This window comes from Fibrobacter sp., assembly GCF_017551775.1.
GTDB lineage: Bacteria > Fibrobacterota > Fibrobacteria > Fibrobacterales > Fibrobacteraceae > Fibrobacter.
In genome coordinates this window covers 38,659-56,623 of record NZ_JAFZKX010000083.1, presented here as the reverse complement: position 1 = coordinate 56,623, position 17,965 = coordinate 38,659, and the positions used below count along the sequence as shown (strand labels likewise).

The window sequence follows — 17,965 nt, the reverse complement described above, 5'->3', positions numbered from 1 at the left end:
CTGTTCACCACGCAAATCACCGGCTTACCAAAGTCTTCCACCTTGGTTCCTGTTGCGTGCCAAAGGGCGCGTGCACCGGCCATTTCACGGCCTTCCATAGTCTTGAGCGAACGAAGTTTCGGCATTTTTATCCTCTTTTTTGTGTGCGGCTGCACTGGCGGTCCAGTGCGCCAAAATTTTCACACAATGTAGAAAAAAAGGGAGCGATTTGGCTTGTCTGTGGATTGTGCGCTGTCTAATTGGGATATGGGGGAAAAATGGCGCATTTTTGATAAATTTGCGCAAAATCACATGTTTGACAACGACTTAGGCGCTTTTTTTGCCTCTATGGGTGACAAAAGTCACGATTTTAGGCTGCATATCTGTTATTCTTGTTATGTTTTTGGTATAATTTGCGAAAAGTTCATATTTTTGCAAAAAAAGAGGTGTGTTATGTTTAGTTCTCTCTTTAAAACCACGTCTTCGAGAAATCTGCTCGGAATACTCCTGCTCTGTCTGGCTGGTGTTGGACAGGCTTTTGCCGCATGGGACGGAACCTCGAAAGTTCAACCGTCTATGGAAGGTGGCTACTATATCATTGATACGGAAGCAAAGTTGGCCTGGTATGGAGCGAACTATAATAAAGGTAATGCGAAGCTGACTGCCGACCTGGATTTGGGTGGACATCTTTGGATTCCGCTAGCAGCCGGAAAGGGCGATAAATATTATTCAAAGATATTTGACGGTCAGAACCATATAATCAAGAATCTTTACGTAAATGGAGATGAACTTTCTGCCATCAATAAAGAGTACGCCCAGAATCTTGGTTTTGTCGGAGTGCTGGGTGATGGAAAAGTCTTAAATCTGGTCCTTGAAAATGTGGATATCCAGGCCACGACGAATGCCGGTACCATTATTACTAATCAGGACAACCAGATTTCGGTCGGAGCTGTTGTCGGCTGGATGTCCGATAAAGGAACCAATGTCGTTGATAACTGCATTACTTCGGGAACCATCAAGACGACGGGCAAAAGCCAGGGCGTCGGTGGCATTGTGGGTAATGCTAAAAAGGGTACTATATCCAATTGCATGAGCCTTGTCGAAATCCAGACGAGCGGAAGCAAGGCGTATGTCGGAGGCATTATCGGTATCACAAAGACGGAAGTGACTGTTACCTCTTGTGTTTATGCTGGTCCTGGACTCATGAATACAGGTTCGGAAGGTTCTGTTGGCGGAATTACCGGAAACGTTTGGTCCGGAACGATGACTGCAACTGACAGTTATTATGAGGGTGAAGGGCTTACTTATCAGGGCAACGCTGTTTCTGGTGTTGGAAAAACTTGTAAAGATTGTACGGTGAATGACACCACTGTAAATACGAGTGAAATCAACGAGGATTCCATTGCTTGCGCGTTGAATGGAATAGATACAACAACTGGCGCCTGCAAGACGGAGCCGTGGTCTGTTGGTGAAACGTCCCTTTCGCTCAATGGGTATGGTGCAGATGGTTACAAGATTGTCTTTGATGCGAACGGAGGTGCTTTTGCCAATGGAAAAGCGGACAAGAATAAATTCCTTGATGGCGGAATGGCAATCACCGCCGATGAAATAGAAAATCCGTCTCGTGAAAATTACAGTTTTGCTGGTTGGGCTAAGACCCGTGATGCGGCTGTACCGGCTGCTGATCTTGGTACGGTTTCTAAGAGTGACACGGTCTTTGCTGTTTGGACTCCGGTTTATACGGTGACCTTCAATGTGGCTCCCGGTGTTTTCCCGGAATCTAACGATAGTGTAAAAACAAAGCAGGTTACTAGCGGAGAAACGATTACTGTCGAGGGGCTTGGAACCTTGCCGTCATCCCGCTGCAAAAATTATGTATCGGGATCGGAAGATGAATGCGAAACGTGGTCCTACTTTACCGGTTGGGCGCTGACTGCAGGAGCTCATGAAAGTGATTCGGTTTCTCTGGATACTGTGACTGCATCTGACGAACTCGTCTTGCATGCCGTGTGGACTGATGTGGAAACCTATACGGTGACCTACAATGCCAATCAACATGGTAGGACAACTGTGGATTATGTTCGCGTAGGTGCTGGCGATACGGTTTCGGCTCCGACGGACCCGATTGCGAATGATGGTTATGTATTTGCCGGATGGTTTACTGATTCGAATGGCGTAAATGAATACGAATTTACTTCTCAAATAACCCAGAGTATCATTCTATATGCTAAGTGGACTCTCCAGCGCTTCAATATCAGTTATGTAATGAATGAGGGTACGGATACGGGCGACAATCCCGGTTCTTATACCATCGATACATCTTTTGCCTTGAAGGCTCCGGCTGATATCGAAGGCTATGAGTTTGAAGGTTGGTTCTATGATGCTGCTTTCACTAACAAGGCAACTCAGGTGATTCCGGGAACGACAGGTGACAAGACCTTCTATGGCAAGTGGTCCAAGAAAACGTACAGGATCATGTATTTGGCCGACAATAATTCCTACGGTTCCATTTCGGACCAGTTTGTGGAACATGGAACCACCATCACTCTCGAATCTGCGGGCATTTTCCGCCGTGCGGGCTACGAACAGAATGGTTGGTCGACAACTATGGGTGGAGCAAAGGGTTATGAACTTGGTGAAGAATATACGGTTGTGGCTCCTGTTACGCTGTACCCGTCGTGGAGCTTGGCGACTTACACGATTACTTACGAATGTGATGGCTGCGTGAATGATCCGACGAATCCGACGACATATACGTATAATGACCAGAAGGGTATAAGGTTTGCGCAAGCGCCCGAAGGCTATAGTTTCGCTGGATGGTTTAAAGAACCTGATTTCCAAACGCAGGTAACGCAGATTGTGAAGAAATCGTATGGAAATATTACTTTGTATGGAAAACAGCTTAAGGTTTATACAATTACCTATGTTGGAACGGATAATGCTTATGGTGACAAAACATATACATCTGAAAAGGCTGCTCTACTTAGGACTTGCGCCCCTCGTGCTGGTTACACCTTTGCTGGCTGGTACGATAATCCCGACTTCGAAGGCGATGCCGTGACGGAAGTCCCGCTGGGCTCCACCGGTGACAAGACTTTCTATGCCAAGTGGACTCCCGAAGCGTACCCGATTGTTTATCACAATATCGAAGGTGCGACTTTCGAAACGGAGAATCCGGAAACGTACACGGTTGAAGACGGAAATATTGATCTCAATAGCCCGTCTAAGACTGGATACAATTTCTTGGGCTGGTTCGTAAGTGAAGACACAGAAGAACCGGTGGCAGGTATTGCTGCTGGTTCTACTGGCGAGGCTCATTTCTACGCCAAGTGGGAAAAGGTCTATCCGTTCCTGGTCGGCGAATTTGGCGCCATCAAGGTTTTCGAGAACGCTGATGGATCGAAGACCGCTCAAATCAATACCAATTCTTCGGAAACGGTTGAGATTCCTTCGGATGTTTCTGTGAACCACGTGGAATTTGTCCGCAAGTTCACGGTCGGGAAGAATTCTACGATTATGCTTCCGTTCTCGATTGACACGACCAAGATTTCGGGCGGTTCTTTCAAGGAATTTGCGTATGTAGATGAAAGCGTTCCTAAGGCCGTATTCTACAATGACGTCGCTGGCGGAGTAATCCAGGCCAATACGCCGTATATCTTTGTGCCGACCTCTGATACGCTTATAATCAACATCGCTGATGGCGATAGCGTTATCTTGAACACGAATAATATTACAGTTCCGGTCAGTGAAAAGGATGGCGGTAAATGGCAATTTAGAGGCGTGTACTCTCGCATTGATTGGCCGTCCGGTAATAAGCAGGCTTGGGGCTTTGTTGCGAATAACAGTCCTGAACAAGAGAAGGTTGGAAAGTTTAAACGTGCTGGTACTGGAGCTTATATCGTTCCTTTGCGCGGCTACCTTTACAATACCCAGCCTGAAGAACAGACCTCGGTTCAGCAGTCCTCTCGCCGCTTGTTGGCAAAGGCCGCTTATGTTTCCGCACAGACGGCTTCTATCAGCAATGGCTCCGGTTCCAATTCCATGGAAGTTGACTTTATTGAACGTGAAGTTGAAGCCGAAACTGAAGCAGAAGTCGAAGAAACGACCGTCATAAGTAAAGTAAAACCCATTTCTGGCGAAATTAAGGCTATAAACGGCTGGTTCGATATGAAGGGCCGCAAGCTGAATGCCAAGCCAACAACCAAGGGAATTTACTATTTTAACGGTAAACAGGTTATGGTCCGTTAATTATGAACGAAAAAAGAGAATACATAGCGCCGGAAATGAAGGTTGTTGAACTGGATCATTCTGCAGACCTGTTGAGCGAAAGCATGGATGTAGAATTTATCGAGCGCAACTAATTGAAGGAACTTATGGAAAACAGAAAAGAATACAATGAACCGGAAATGAAAATCGTGCATCTTGCCGCCCAGAACAATCTGCTTGATACCTCTTGTCCTGATAGCGATGGTTGTGGTCCGTTTGGCCTCGCTCCGCACGAACAGGACCCGCTGGCTTAAGCCTTGATTCCTGGTTCGGAGGAAAGACTTTTCGCTCTTCTTCGGCTCGCATTCGGTGCGGCCGAGGAAGATTATACACATTTTAAAGTAGAGACCGCTAAAGAGTGGTCTCTTTTGTATTCTCTGGCATCCAAGCTTTCCGTTGTGGGCATCGCCTATGCGGGTGTCTGTAAGCTCCCGAAGGACCGCCGCCCGCCGTTGAACCTCGCCCTCCAGTGGGCGAGCGAAGCCGAGGCTATCCGCGGGCATAACCGCCTGATAAATGCCGAGGCGGCGCATCTTACGGAACTTTTCCAGAAGCAGGGGAGGCGGACTGCCATCCTGAAGGGGGCGGCCAATGCCAGGCTGTACCCAGATGCGTTTATCAGGCAATGCGGTGACATCGACATCTGGGTTGATGGCGGGCGCGAGACGGTTGTTACGCTTCTGCAGGATCTCGGGATGATGGCTCCTGAGCCGACGGAATCCTTTTTCTTTTCGCATGGCAAGTCCCGCGAAGAACTTTACGCCATGGCGAAGAGAAAACTTGCGGTTTCCGGGCACCATGTGCATCTTGCGCAAAAGTTGAACGGAATCAGCATTGAGGTGCATTTCAGGCCTTCTTCCGGCAACTTGAACCCGCTTACGAACAGGAGGCTGCAGCGCTACCTTCTCGCAGAACTCGCACATACGGAACTCGTGCCGGAGGGTTTCTACGTCCCGTCGCTTAAGTTTGCGCTTGCTATGCAGTTCTCGCATATCCAGCGCCATTTTGTCGCCGGTGGTATAGGATTCAAGCAGGTTGCCGACTACTTCGTTTTGCTGCGGAACGCTTCGGCTTCCGATCGAGAAGAATTTGCCCGCCAGCTCCGCAAGTTCGGGTTCTACCGCATGTGCGGTGCACTTATGTGGGTGCTCGGGTATGTGTTCGGGCTTGAACGGGAACGCATGCTCTGCGCTCCGGACGCCATCCGCGGCAAGCTGATGCTGGAGCAGATTCTCCGAGGCGGCAATTTCGGATACTACGAGAAGGGGGAGTCGCTTTCGATTATCCCGAGGTGGTTCTTCCGGCGCTGCCGTGCATTGCGTTTCCAGTCCTTCGCTCCGTCCGAAGTCATCTGGTCAGAAGTTTCCTACTGGAAAAATTTCATCCGTTCGATTCCCTACCGCATCAAGTTGCGCAAGGCCTCGATCCGCGAATTGTTTTAGTATACACCCCATCGTCATTCCGCAGTCGTGCGAAGCACGACAAGTGAATCCATGGACACGCTTGCTCCTGCGGGGCTTTGATGAGACGATAAAAAAAGACCTCGGCAGAGCCGAGGCCTTTTAACATGGGTTATTTTGATTAGTATCTCTGCTTGAGCACTTCGGGGCATTCCACTTCCACGTAGTTGTGCTCGGGGTTGCCTGCGGACTGCATCCAATCGACAAGGAACATGCAACCCTTCTTGGCTTGTTCGTCGTTGCTGAAAGCCTTGTTGCACTTGTCGGTAAGGCATTTTGCATATGTGCCCGCATTGTAGTTGCTTTCTGTTTCGCAGTCGGAGAGGAGGCCGCCGTATTGTGCGCCTTGTGCTCCCCAGCCCATGGAAGAGCAGCCGTTGAACATGCCGACGCCACCGCCCGGGATCATGATATCGAACTGTCCCTGTTGAACGTCACCACCGATGTTTGTCGTCATAATGATGAGCTTCTTGCCCTTGAGTTTTTTGGTGTTGGCGTTCGTAGAGTTGTAGTGACCTTCGCCGGTAAATGTGAGCTGGAAACACTTGCCGCAGGATCCACCGTCAGCAGCCGGAACAGCGGCGAATGCGAAACCGTATTCGTCACAGCCGTCAATGGTGAACGGAATCTGGCTTGTGCAAGCCATCATGTTTCCGCCGCTGCAGACGCTTCCTGCACCCCAGTCAGTACTTTCGGTTTTTCCCTTGTTGGTGCACTGCTTGGAATGGTAAGAAGTGTTTGTCGCTCCGGAGCAATGGGGCTTGCAGCAGTCCCAGTAACGGGTGGCCCAGCCGGAGCCGGATTTACCGCCGGTCGTTTTGATGTTCGGGCATCCGCCGGTCAACTGTCCAGAGGAACTGGACTGTACGCTAGAGCTGGACTTCGCGCTGCTCGAGGACTTGGCGCTGGAGCTGCTCTTGGGATTAGTAGAGGCTCCGAGGTTTTTGCATTCCTTGTTGTCGGGGTCGTAATAGCATTTCAAAGCACAAGAGTTGTCGTATGCGTATTTTTCACCCTTCGGACCAGTCTGCTCATTGTTTTTGCCAACGCATTTCGCCGACGGGGCGTCGTAGCATTGTTGGTCGCCACATTGGGCGGTTTGCACGGAGGAAGATGATTTCGGTTGTTCTGTCGCAGAGGACTTGGCTTCGGAGGAAGAACTCTTTTCCTGGGCGGAGCTCTTGGGCTGCGGGACTGTGGCGGAAGATGCCGGAGTCACTACGCTGCTGGAAGAGACGACGGGAATAGTTGCGGAACTGGCAATGACGGCGCTGGATGTCGGAATGACGGGAGTGGGAACGATAGGATTGCCATTCAGGTCTGTGACGGTACCATCGGAGTTCAGATTTACGATAGGCAGGATACTCAAGTCCAGGCCTGAGACGATGGGATTTGCGTTCACATCGTAAATAATTCCGGTTTGCGGATCGTAGGCCCCAACGGGAACTCCGGTAATGGTGCTGACGACATAGCCCGTTTCTGTCGCGGTAATCAGGTAATCCATGTCGCTCACGAAAAGCCAACAGGGTGTTGATGCGTTTGCATCGTTACCTGGATTCGGTTTTAATATGTCGTCGCCTGTGCAATTCCAGGCGATCACCAAGGCGCTGGAAAGCAGCAATGCTTTAAAGAATGGAAATTTCATCATAACCTCATGTTTTTTAACCAAACATTCTCCGCCCATAAAATATATCCATAAGGACAAATTGCGATGTAAAAAAAAGGTTAGGGTGACGTATGTCAATACAAAGTGTTCTCTAGGCGTTCCTTGTAGAGAGCACGACTAATTTGGGTAAGAAAAATGAAACTTTTCTACCCGAAAAAATGCGCTAGAGCGTGGCTATAAATGCGTTCAGAGTGAGGCCGCCGTGGCTTGTGACAATGCGCTTTGCTTTTGAATTTTTCGATGGATCGAGCGCAGGGCATTCGCGCAACAAGTTTGCAGTGCAAGTATACTTCGCCGCTTTGCCAGAATCGTCTTTCGGGGAAAGGATGGCGACGGTGAGCGGCTTGCCCGCATTGTCGAGGCTGCGGACGAGTTCGGTGAGTTTGCGTCCTATTTGCGCATAAAGTGCAGGCGCATCGCAGTCGAGTCTTTTTCCGTAGGGAGGATTCAAAAGCATTGCGGGGGAGGTGCCTTCCGAGCATGCTCCGGTGATTTCTTCGGCGGTATAGCAGAAGAAGTCCTTGAGCTTCGGGGTTATTGAGTCCGGCGCTTTTTCTTTGAGCGGGCCGCTTTGTACGTTGTACTTGATGATTTCGACGGCGCGTTCCGAGATGTCGCTGGTGATAATTGCGAGTGGACACGCTTGCTTATTTTGATTGTCATTCCGCAGCCCCGTAGGGGCAAGTGAATCCATTGCGGAAACAATGTGCTTCCACGTCGCTTCCTTGAAGGCGGGCTGGTGCTTTAGCGCGAAGTCGCGGCACGCGCCGGGAATGAGCCCGTTTGCCTTGTATGCGGCTTCGAGGCTGAACGTGCCGCTGCCTGCCATTGGGTCGAAGAGTGTGATCGGTGCGGCGACGAGCGCAGATGCCTCGAACAGCATCGCTGCGGCTATGGTTTCTTTGAGCGGGGCGTCGTTGACGTGCCGCTCATGCCCGCGCTTGTAGAGTTCTTCGCCTGCGAGGTCGAGCCAGAGGGTGCAACGGTCGTCGAGAAAATTGACGTAAAGGTTCTGGTGTGCGAGAAGCCGATCCTGACCTACGTCAGGATGACGTTCTGGTGCGAGATGCCGATCCTGACCTTCGTCAGGATGACTCGGGGCGGGGATGACAGCGGGCGCGGAACTGTCAAACGATTCTTCGATTACCTTGTACAGCCTTTCGGCGATGGCGTCGCTGTGGTACAGGCGCGAATGTTTGCAGGTGACATGGATGGATAGTGAGTTCCCAGTTCCTAGTTCCGAGTTACTAGGAGTGGACACACTTGCGCTTCGCGCTTCGGTGTGACGCAGGGACAATGGCACTGCGGTTTTGCGCAGGTACAGTTCCCACGGGATTTCGGCGGCCTTCTTCTCGAGATCGCGGAAGTTTTCGGCCTTGAAGTCGGCGATGTGCATCAGCACGCGGTTCGCGATGCGGCTATAGGCGACAGCTTTCCAGGCTTCGACGATTTTCGCCGTGAATTCCACCTTGCCGTCCCCGACAATGCGGAACTGACCGGCCGCATCTGCGGCGTCTGCGATGGTTTCAATGCCTACGCTTTTTAACTCTTCGACAAGAGTTTGTTCGAAGCCGAGCGGAACAACCGCCAAAAAACGGTGCGGTTTCCCGATAACCTGCCGCTTGAGGCGTTTTTCAAGGGCCGCATCCATTTGGGTCTCTTTCTTGGGGCTAGCTGTGCAGGTATTCCACGATGGCGTCGTGGATCGTGGTGAACACGCTGCGCAGTTCGTCTTCGTCCTCTTCCAAAAGCGTCACGCGGAAGCCCTTGAGGTCGGTGCAGAAGCTGGTACTCGGCACCACGCAGATGCCCTTCGCGCCCAGCAGGTAGTACACGAAGCGGTAGTCCAGGTTCGTGGTCTTGCTGCACCATTCCTCGACCTTCTTCTTGATGATTGGGTTGTCAATCTTCAGACTCTGGTGGCTGTTGAGCGTGCCTTCGCGGAAGATGATGGTGTTGTAGAACGCACCGTAGGTCGGGTTGAAGTAGAGTTCCGGGATGTCGGAAAGGATTTCGTTGATGATGGCACTGCGGCGGCCGATCTTTTCGTTCAGCGCGGCGCGGTGTTCGGCAAAGCGCTTGTCGCCCAAAACGCGCGGAATCGTCATCTGCGGGAGCGTGGTCGAGCAGACTTCCACCATCTTGGCGTTGTCGATGGCACGGCAGAAGGCGTCGAACTGTTCGTCCTTGTCGCGGTTGTAGTACTCGGCCCAGCCGCAACGAGCGCCCGGCCACGGGTATTCCTTGGAAATACCCTTGAGGGCGATGCCCGGAACGTCGCCGATGTATTCGGCAAGCGCGTAGGCGTGAGCGCCATTGTATGTAATCTTGTTGTAGATTTCGTCGCAGATGATGAACAGGTTGTAGCGCTTAGCGATATCCACGATTTTCTGGAGGATTTCGAGCGGGTAGACCATGCCGGTCGGGTTGTCCGGGTTCAGAATGAGGATGCCCGCGATGCTCGGGTTGTACTTCACCTTGTTCTCGAGTTCTTCGAGGTCCGGGTACCAGTGGTTTTCGGGCTGGAGCCTGTAAGTAATCGGGGCCGTGTGGGCGTGGGCCGCTTCGGCGGAACTGTGGGTGGAGTAGGCCGGGGCCGGTCCGATAATGCGGGTGTTCATCGAGAGCAGGCCGTAGATGGTGGCGATGGCGTCGCCGAGGCCGTTGAAGAACAGGATGTCGTCGACGTTGATCTGGGCGCCGCCGAGCTTGTTGTTCTCTTTCACGAGAAATTCGCGGGTCTCGAGCATGCCCTTGGAGGGGCAGTAACCGTAGCTGCGGTTCGTCTTGGCGAGGTCCACGACGATATCCTTGATCCAGTCGGGAATCTGGCACTTCTTTTCGATCGGGTCGCCGATGTTTTCCCAGTGGATGGGGAGGCCGAGTGCCTTGAGCTGGTTTGCCTTCTTCACGATCTCGCGGATTTCGTAAGAGAGTTCCTTGGCACCTTCGCTCAATAGTCTTCTGCGCATTTTAAGCTCCTGTATAGGTATCGAAAATTCTTTTTGCGGTGTAATTATAGCATATAATTGCTCTAGAATTTCCGTTAATCCTTGTGTTTAATGGTTAAAATTGGGGTAAATAAAAAAAACAGCCGCTTGCGGGGCTGCCCTTGAAACTTTCAATCTGTTTTTTCGCATTATGCTTTACAGATTTTGGTTTCTCTGGACAGCCCCATAATAGCTCGGGCTGCTGCCGGGCTTGCTGCGATCGCAAATGCTGCGATGGTCTGTCCAAAGATTTTGTTCATGCCGTTAAATATACTTTCTGCTGTCTAAAAATGTCAAGGGGCGTCACTTCTTTTTTTTACAAGATGCGCGGGATATTTTTCTATCTTAAACATCATGACGCACGAAATGATATACGACCCGATCCGCAAGAAGGATGTCCCCGACACTCCCGAAGAGCGCGTACGCCAGGCGACCATCCAGTTCTTGCTGAACGAGATTAAGGTGCCGGCGCACTTGATCGCTGTGGAATTCGCGCTTGCGACGGTTGATCCGAAGACGGACGACCGCGTAGACATTCTGGTGCACAATTTCCGCGAGGGGGCGGCAATCAACAGGCCGTGGCTCCTGGTGGAATGCAAGGCTCCCGGAGAATACACCTGGCCCGCATTGCAGGTGCAGCTCAACAAGTACCTCCAGGTACTTTCGCCGAAGTACGTGATGCTCGCTCTGGGAGATGCGACTGCCTATTTCGCTCTGGATGCCGAATCGGGCCGTTTTCAGAAAATCGGCTCCTTGCCGGCCTATATGTAGCGATTTTGCTCTAAAATCGCCATATTGCGAAGGAATATTCCAAATAAGGGGCCGGATATTCCGAATAAACTTAAAAAAAACTTTCGTTTTACAAACTTTTTTCTTCTTGAAGCGTGATTTTCGCCCTAAAATTGCATATATTTTTTTCTGTGAATATTGTTAAGAGAAGATTATTTGAAGGGTTGCTCCTGGCTGTCGCCGGGATGCTTTTTGCGTGCAACAGGGAAGAACCTTTTGAAAGGCAAGCGCCTCTAAGGGTTCGGGAAATTCCACGCGAACAGGTTCAGCCCGCCGAACCGGAAACAAAGGTCGACTCGACTCCGGTTGATACTCCCATGGTTTATCGCGAACGAACCGAACAAACGGAAAAACCGCCTGTAGATACGGTTGTCGAACCGCCTGCCGATACGGCCTCCGCTGCCGGAACGCTTGTTGCCGAAGAACCTGTCGCCACGACATATTCCTCGTCGTTGAGGGCTAGGCACAGGCCGTCCGTCATTGTGGTTTCCTCTTCTTCGGTCGAACCTCCTCCTCCCGTTTATTGCGAAAATGTACCTGCAGGCTCCTTGTGCGACAAGCGCGATGGTCAGTTGTACAGGCTCGTGACTATCGGCGGCCAGGTGTGGATGGGACAGAACTTGAATTACCGTTCCGAAGGCAGCTGGTGCTACGACAACAAGAACGAAAACTGCAACGTGTTCGGAAGGCTCTACACCTGGACTGCGGCGATGGCTTTGCCGGCCAATTATGCAAGAGAGTCTGCTGCTTCGAAATTGCGTGGGGAACACCAAGGCGTGTGTCCGGACGGATACCACATGCCGACTAGTGCCGAGATGAAGGCGCTAACCGATTTCATGAAGAAGTCTAACAAATATGAAAAGGAAAAGATCGGTACGCTCCTCAAGATGAAGTTCTCCTGGACGCATAGCGATGAATGGCCCGATGGTACGGACCGTTACGGCTTTGGCGCGATGGCGGGCGGCTTCAAGAATGCGAAGGGCGATTTCAAGGAAATGGGCAAGGATGCGGACTTCTGGGTTGCCGAAGAGAGCAAAGCTCCGACGCATGCTCCATACTGGAACCTCTACTACGACAACGATGCGTTCCTCGGGGACTATAGCAAGAACAAGCAGTACGCTTATTCGGTGCGCTGCCTGAAGAACCGGAAGAAAAATCACTAGCCTTTATTTGGATTGTATAAAAGAAGCCCCGGTTTTGCGACCGGGGTTTCTTGTAAAGTGTCGTTTTGACCCTGCTGTCATGCTGAGGACGCTCAGCGTCAGGGTGACATTCTGATTACTTCTTCGGTTCGATGCGTTCCATGCCACCCATGTACGGGCGAAGCACTTCAGGAATCAAGAGCGAGCCGTCCTTCTGCTGGTAGTTGTCGCAGATGCCGACCATCACGCGCGGCGTGGCGAGGCCCGAACCGTTCAGCGTGTGGACGAACGTGTTCTTGCCGCCAATCTTCGTCTTGATGTTGGCGCGGCGTGCCTGGTAGTCTTCGAAGTTACTGCAGGAGCTGACTTCGAGCCACTTCTTTTCGACAGGGGCGTAGACTTCGAGGTCGTAGCACTTGGCGGCACCGAAACCGAGGTCGCCCTTGCAGAGGGCCAGACGGTGGTAGGGGAGGCCGAGCTTCTCGAGGAGCATTTCGCCGAAGCGGGTGAGCTCTTCGTGGTCTTCGTAGCTATGTTCCGGATGGGCGAAGTAGACCATTTCCACCTTGTTGAACTGGTGCAGGCGGAGGAGACCGCGGGTGTCCTTGCCGTAGGAACCGGCTTCGCGGCGGAAGCAGGCGGAGTAGGCGCAGATGCGCTTCGGGAGTTCGGATTCCGGAATCACTTCGCCGGCATAGAGGTTGGTCAGGGGCACTTCGGCGGTCGGGATGAGGAACAGGTCGTCGTCCTTGTCGCAGCGGTACATGTCTTCTTCGAACTTCGGGAGCTGGCCCGTGCCGCGCATGGTGTTGCGGGTCACGAGGTACGGAGGCGTAAATTCTTCGAAGCCGTTCTTCTGGTGTTCGTCGAGGAAGAACTGGATGAGGGCGCGTTCCAGGCGGGAACCGAGGCCGCGGTAGACCGGGAAGCCGGAACCGGAAATCTTGGCGCCGCGTTCGAAGTCGAAGATGCCGAGGCGTTCGCCGAGGGTCTTGTGGTCCACGCGGGCGAAGTCGTCGTTCTTGGTGTAGTAGTCAAACGGAATCGGGCCGTCCTTTTCCACCACGTTGTCCGAACTGTCCTTGCCTTCCGGAGAACGCGGGGCGATGTTCGGCACGTGCATGAGCATTTCGGTCTGCTTGTAGTCGAGTTCCTTGAGCTTCTTGTCGAGTTCGTCGATCTTGTCGCCGAGAGCGCGCATGGCGGCTACGGCCTCGTCGGCGTTCTCGCCCTTCTTCTTCAAGTCACCGATCTTCTTGGATTCGGCGTTGCGTTCGCTCTTGAGGCGTTCCACCTCGGTGAGGAGCGGGCGGCGTTCGTTGTCGATTTCGAGAACGTCCTTCAGGCTGACGGTCGTATACTTCTTTTCGGTTTCTGCAATGTAGTATTCCGGATTTTCACGGATTTTCTTGATGTCAAGCATGTTATGCCTCGGTTAGGAAATTTTACGCGGGAAAATTTAGCAACTTTTGCGTAAGGCGAGTGAAACGGGACTGTTTACAGGCCCACTTTTGAGCCTAGCAAAAGACACTCGAAGAGTGTCAAAGGTGAGAGCAGCGACAAAAGTGTGCAAGGCGAGAAAGCGCAAAAAACTTGTTTTTTGCATTTGCGAGCCGTAGCCACTGACGTCGTAGACGTCAAAACATTTTTTTGTTTTGGCATTGCCGAGCCGTACTAAATGCGTGCAAATTGAGTGCCGCAGGTAATGTTTACATTACCTATGGCCGAAATGCAGCCGCATGGCATCGCAGATGCCAAATGCGCTCTGCAAGAGCGCCATATAGAATTTTTAGACTAACGACGGTAGGCGATAGTCTAAGGAATGTAGGTTGAAAAGGTCTGATTAAACCCGAACGGTTTCGTCGCAGAGCTCGCAGACGGCGCTGCGGTGCGTGATGAACAGCATCGTCTTTTCGGGATTGGCGGCGAAAAGGCGCGAGTAGAGTTCGCGTTCGGTCTCTTCGTCGAGCGAGGCGCTGATTTCATCGAGCAGGAGGACGGAACCTTCGCGCAAAAGCCCGCGGGCGATTGCGATACGCTGTGCCTGGCCCTCGCTGAGACCGCAGCCGCGCTCGCCGATTTCGGTATCGAGCCCGAGGGGGAATTCAAACACGAAGTCGGCACAGGCGGTATGCAAAGCCGCCCGGAGTTCCTCGTCGCCGGCGGTTGGCTTTGCGAGGAGCAGGTTATACCGGATGGAGCCGCTCATGAGCGTGTTGCCCTGAGGGACAAATATGAAATTTGCGCGCGTTGATTTGCCTGCGGTAAACGACTGGTCCGCATATACGGAGACGTTCCCGCTTGCAGGTTCGATGAACCCGAGGATGAGCCGGAATAGCGTCGTCTTGCCCGCGCCTGTTTCGCCCATCAGGGCGGTCTTGCTCCCGGGTTTGAAGTCATGCGAAAAATGCGATATGATTTCGCGGTCGCCTTTCGCGTATTTGAACGTGACGTCGTCGAACCGGATGCCGGCGGCGTTTTTGAATAAGGCACCGTTTGCTGTTTGCGTGCCTGCGCTGTTCAATGCGGGCTCGTCGGAATCGTTTGTCTGCAATTCTTCGAGGCGGTCTATGCTCGCGGTGGAGTGTATCACCTGCGGGGTCATGTTCAGGAGCGAGAGTATCGGCTGCTGGATTTGACCCACGAGCTGCAGGAAGGAGGTCATCACGCCGAAGGTGATGGTGCCGTGGTAGAGCCCGAGGCCGCCCCAGATGAACGCGGCGAGGTAGCCGAACCCGAAGGCGATTCCCAGCATGAAGCGCGTGATGACGGAGAAACGCGTGCGGCGCAGTACGTTGCCCTTGAGTTCCTGCTGCATGTTGTCGAGGCGGTCGGCCATCCATTGCTCACTCCCGAGGGAACGCAGGACTGCGTTGTATTCGACGCCTTCCTGCACGTGCATCTGTATCCGGCTTTCTTTTTCACGGATGTCGAGCGTCATGCGGCGGAGGCGCCTTGCCACGAATTTTCCGAGGATGATGGCGAGCGGGGTGAAGATGACGAGCGCCCAGGCGAGCCAGGCGTCGAAGAAGCGCATGAGCAGGAACGCGCCAATGAGCTGGATTCCCGTGACGACCATTTGCGGAATCGTATCCGCGACGACGCTCGATACGGAGTCGATGTCCTTGGAAAGGCGCGAGGTCACGTCGCCGGAGTGGAGTTCTTTTTCGTCGAAGAGGCGCCTGGAAAAGAGTTTCGAGAATAGGCTGAGTCGCAGTTCGTTCGACTTGCGGGTCGTCGCGACGGTCGTCATGTAGAAGTAAACCTGGCGGAGCAATATGCGGCCCAACACGGTGAGCGCAAGCAGGACGATCATCTGCACGATGGCCTCCCTGCTGCCGGTATGGATGGTCTCGTCAATGAACCGCTTGGAGAGCCATACCATCAAAAGCCCGAGCACGACTTGCGCGGTCCCGAGTGCGATGCGGACGGAACCGTTCAGGCGCGTCCCCCGCGTGTTTTGCCATAGCCAGGCTACGTACTTCATTCTACGACGCCGACCTTCTTCCATTCATCGACGATGGCGTTCACGTCGGCGATAGCCTGTTCACGTGCCACGTCGTATTCTGCGCAGAGGGCGTCGGTGAGGGAATCTGCGGAAAAGTCCCCCTGTTCGCCCGCTTTTTTCCAGAGGAATGCCGCGGTCTCGTTGAGGCAGAGGAGCCGCCCGAAGTCGAGCGCGCCGATGCCTTCTCCCATGATGACCTGTTCGCCGCACACGTCGCGCAGCACGAATCCTTCTTTCAGTTTCATAAGCTTTTTACCTTGCGGATAATGCGATATACCAATAGTAGCCATTTTCGTACGGGCCTGAGCTTGAGCCAGAGCGCGGCACGGCGTCTCGATTGCCTGGAATCGAGCGAGCGCTTCCTTCCGTTCGCCCCGACCACGTGCGTGGCGGTTGCCTTGATGTCTTGCAGGCGGCAGTGTTCGACCCCGTAGAGGTTCCCGTCGCCCATGAGCGTAATTGTTTCGCCTTCGATTCTGATGATGCGGTGGATGACGTAGCGGCAGTTCTCCACGTAGGCGAGGACGACGTCGCCCTCTTGCGGCGTGCGGGGCTTTTGGAGGATGACGCTTTCTTTCCCGCCGACAATAAACGGGAGCATGCTCCTGCCGTTGACGGGAAAGGTGATGGAAATTCCTTCGCCTGCAAGCCGGATGGCTTCGGAGAGGATTTCGCTGTCGCTTGTCGCCATGCCGTTTTCTTTGTGCATGTCTAGCGCGCCTTTATGGTTTCGTGGCAGAGGCGAGCCGCGTCGGCGTCGGGAAGGCACTGCAAGTTCCACATGCGTGCGCCCATCGCGATTGCGTTTTCGGTAACGTGCAGGGCGTCGGCGATGGATTTTTCCCAGCGCTTGCCGGAGATGCTCGTGAGGATCGCCGCGTAGGCTTCAATCCCGCGCAGCGCGCGAATTTTGTTGAATGGCGCCTGTTCCAGGAGCACGATTCCGCCCAGCGGGTGTGATTCGTCTTTGTAGCAGGGGGTCTTGCCGCTCCACGGGGAACCGTAGACGCGGATGCCTTCGGGAAGCACGCGCACTACCGGGTTGTCGTCGTTCAGGAGCGTCGTGTTCTCGATGTTTTCAAGCCAGAGCCGCGCATGGGTGCTCTTGCCCGTTCCGCTCTTGCCGAGGAACATGTAGCCGTAACCACCGTGTTCGACCACCGCCGAATGGAACAGCGCTGTACCGAGGGGCGCGGTTGCGAGAGCGTAGAGGACCATCAGGGCGTTGTTGATGCCGAAACGTGGCGCGAAGTCGGTGAGGTACAGGGTGGAATTCTTGTAACCTTCGTCGCAGACGAGCGTGCCCGCGTGCTTGTGCGTGAGCGTGAATTCGAAAACGCTTTGCCTGCCGGCGGTGCGCCCGCAAATTATCTGCTGGCCTTCTTCGTCTTGGCGGGTTTCTTCGGTGTATTCGATAGGCGAGGTGAACTGCACGATGCGGAGCGTGAAAACTGCCGGAGCGCTTTCGCCTGCGGGAACGGCGAACGGGGCGTAGTTCTTGAGACCCTCGTCGATATTGAGGTCTGATTCGAGCGTAAACACGTGCCCAGCGACTTTATACGAGCGTGCGGTCATTCTTGCGGATTCCTTTTTATACAATATAAAAATAAAACTACATTTACGACATGATTGAAATGTTTCGTAAAATGACTTCGGCGAAGTTCCTTTTAGCATGTGTCGTGCTCGCGGTCGCGGGCGCATTGACGGGCTGCTACAGCTTTACGGCAAGTACGTTGCCGAGCCATATCAAGACGGTGCAGATTCACGAAGTCGAAGACAAGACGCTCGATCCGGTGTTGGCCAACAACATCCATACGGCGGTTGTCGAAATGTTCAAGAAGAATGCGGGTGGCGTGCGCCTCGTGAACGACGATGCGAATGCCGATTTCCAGATGACGCTGATCGGGTACACCAACAAGCCCGAAAACTACAACAGCAACAGCGATGTGGAAACTTACCGCGTGACAATTCGCGTGAGCGTGAAGTTCTACGACAACGTGAAGGAACGCATCATTTACGAGAACAAGTCTCTTTCTGCGGAAGGCGTTTACGACGTGCAGAAGAACGAGGTCGAAGACCGCCACGGCCAGGCCCGCGCTATCGAGAAGTTGCAGGATTTGATTATCGCGAACGCGCTTGCGAAGTGGTAGTCACTACGCGATACC

General features: G+C 53.1%; 14 protein-coding genes and 1 pseudogene. 6 read left to right on the top strand and 9 right to left on the bottom strand.

Annotated features, from left to right (window positions below):
* A pseudogene (locus IK012_RS10290) lies at positions 1-125 on the bottom strand (dihydroxy-acid dehydratase); the annotation flags it as partial.
* Positions 126-219: 94 nt separating this feature from the next.
* Here IK012_RS10290 and IK012_RS10285 point away from each other — a divergent pair.
* The 3 genes from IK012_RS10285 (at position 220) to IK012_RS10275 (ending at position 5,687) form a co-directional block, all read left to right on the top strand.
* Complete coding sequence (locus tag IK012_RS10285) at positions 220-4,227, top strand: InlB B-repeat-containing protein (protein ID WP_290954035.1); 4,008 nt, start codon at positions 220-222, stop codon at positions 4,225-4,227.
* Positions 4,228-4,352: 125 nt separating this feature from the next.
* Complete coding sequence (locus tag IK012_RS10280; RefSeq protein ID WP_290954032.1) at positions 4,353-4,499, top strand: hypothetical protein; 147 nt, start codon at positions 4,353-4,355, stop codon at positions 4,497-4,499.
* Positions 4,500-4,502: 3 nt separating this feature from the next.
* Complete coding sequence (locus IK012_RS10275) at positions 4,503-5,687, top strand: nucleotidyltransferase family protein (RefSeq protein ID WP_290954029.1); 1,185 nt, start codon at positions 4,503-4,505, stop codon at positions 5,685-5,687.
* A gap of 139 nt (positions 5,688-5,826) precedes the next feature.
* On the opposite strand, the gene IK012_RS10270 is transcribed toward IK012_RS10275, so the two are convergent.
* The 3 genes from IK012_RS10270 to IK012_RS10260 form a co-directional block, all read right to left on the bottom strand.
* The gene (locus IK012_RS10270) at positions 5,827-7,353 is read right to left on the bottom strand and encodes a glycosyl hydrolase family 5 (RefSeq protein ID WP_290954027.1); all 1,527 of its coding nucleotides are present in this window, start codon (positions 7,351-7,353) and stop codon (positions 5,827-5,829) included.
* 181 nt (positions 7,354-7,534) lie between these two features.
* Positions 7,535-9,022: an RNA methyltransferase gene (locus IK012_RS10265; RefSeq protein WP_290954024.1), complete on the bottom strand. Its 1,488-nt coding sequence runs from the start codon at positions 9,020-9,022 to the stop codon at positions 7,535-7,537.
* 19 nt (positions 9,023-9,041) lie between these two features.
* Positions 9,042-10,343, bottom strand: coding sequence for a pyridoxal phosphate-dependent aminotransferase (locus IK012_RS10260; protein ID WP_173383499.1), 1,302 nt, complete (start codon positions 10,341-10,343; stop codon positions 9,042-9,044).
* Positions 10,344-10,715: 372 nt separating this feature from the next.
* On the opposite strand from IK012_RS10260, the gene IK012_RS10255 reads away from it, so the two are divergent.
* Together IK012_RS10255 and IK012_RS10250 are read left to right on the top strand one after the other, a co-directional pair.
* On the top strand, positions 10,716-11,132 hold the full coding sequence (locus IK012_RS10255) for a type I restriction enzyme HsdR N-terminal domain-containing protein (protein ID WP_290954020.1): 417 nt from the start codon (positions 10,716-10,718) through the stop codon (positions 11,130-11,132).
* A 149-nt stretch (positions 11,133-11,281) separates the two neighbouring features.
* Positions 11,282-12,313 carry a fibrobacter succinogenes major paralogous domain-containing protein gene (locus IK012_RS10250; protein ID WP_290954016.1) on the top strand — a complete coding sequence of 344 codons (1,032 nt, stop codon included), beginning with the start codon at positions 11,282-11,284 and terminating at the stop codon, positions 12,311-12,313.
* Between the two features lie 115 nt (positions 12,314-12,428).
* Here the strand turns inward: IK012_RS10250 and serS are convergent, their stop codons facing one another.
* From serS to IK012_RS10225, 5 genes are all read right to left on the bottom strand, one after another.
* The gene (serS, locus tag IK012_RS10245; protein ID WP_290954012.1) at positions 12,429-13,715 is read right to left on the bottom strand and encodes a serine--tRNA ligase; all 1,287 of its coding nucleotides are present in this window, start codon (positions 13,713-13,715) and stop codon (positions 12,429-12,431) included.
* Between the two features lie 420 nt (positions 13,716-14,135).
* Positions 14,136-15,779 (bottom strand): ABC transporter ATP-binding protein, encoded by a 1,644-nt coding sequence (locus IK012_RS10240; protein WP_290954009.1) that lies wholly within the window; start codon positions 15,777-15,779, stop codon positions 14,136-14,138.
* Entirely contained in the window at positions 15,776-16,045 is a 270-nt protein-coding gene (locus IK012_RS10235; RefSeq protein WP_290954006.1) for a PqqD family protein, read from the bottom strand. The genes IK012_RS10240 and IK012_RS10235 overlap by 4 nt, the downstream gene beginning before the upstream one ends.
* Positions 16,042-16,509, bottom strand: a complete 468-nt coding sequence (locus tag IK012_RS10230; protein ID WP_290954004.1) for a S24/S26 family peptidase — start codon at positions 16,507-16,509, stop codon at positions 16,042-16,044. The genes IK012_RS10235 and IK012_RS10230 overlap by 4 nt, the downstream gene beginning before the upstream one ends.
* 2 nt (positions 16,510-16,511) lie before the next feature.
* Positions 16,512-17,375 (bottom strand): hypothetical protein, encoded by an 864-nt coding sequence (locus tag IK012_RS10225; RefSeq protein WP_290954001.1) that lies wholly within the window; start codon positions 17,373-17,375, stop codon positions 16,512-16,514.
* 50 nt (positions 17,376-17,425) lie between these two features.
* Here IK012_RS10225 and lptE point away from each other — a divergent pair, with 50 nt between their 5' ends.
* Complete coding sequence (gene lptE, locus IK012_RS10220; protein ID WP_290953997.1) at positions 17,426-17,950, top strand: LPS assembly lipoprotein LptE; 525 nt, start codon at positions 17,426-17,428, stop codon at positions 17,948-17,950.
* The last annotated feature ends 15 nt before the right edge of the window (positions 17,951-17,965 follow it).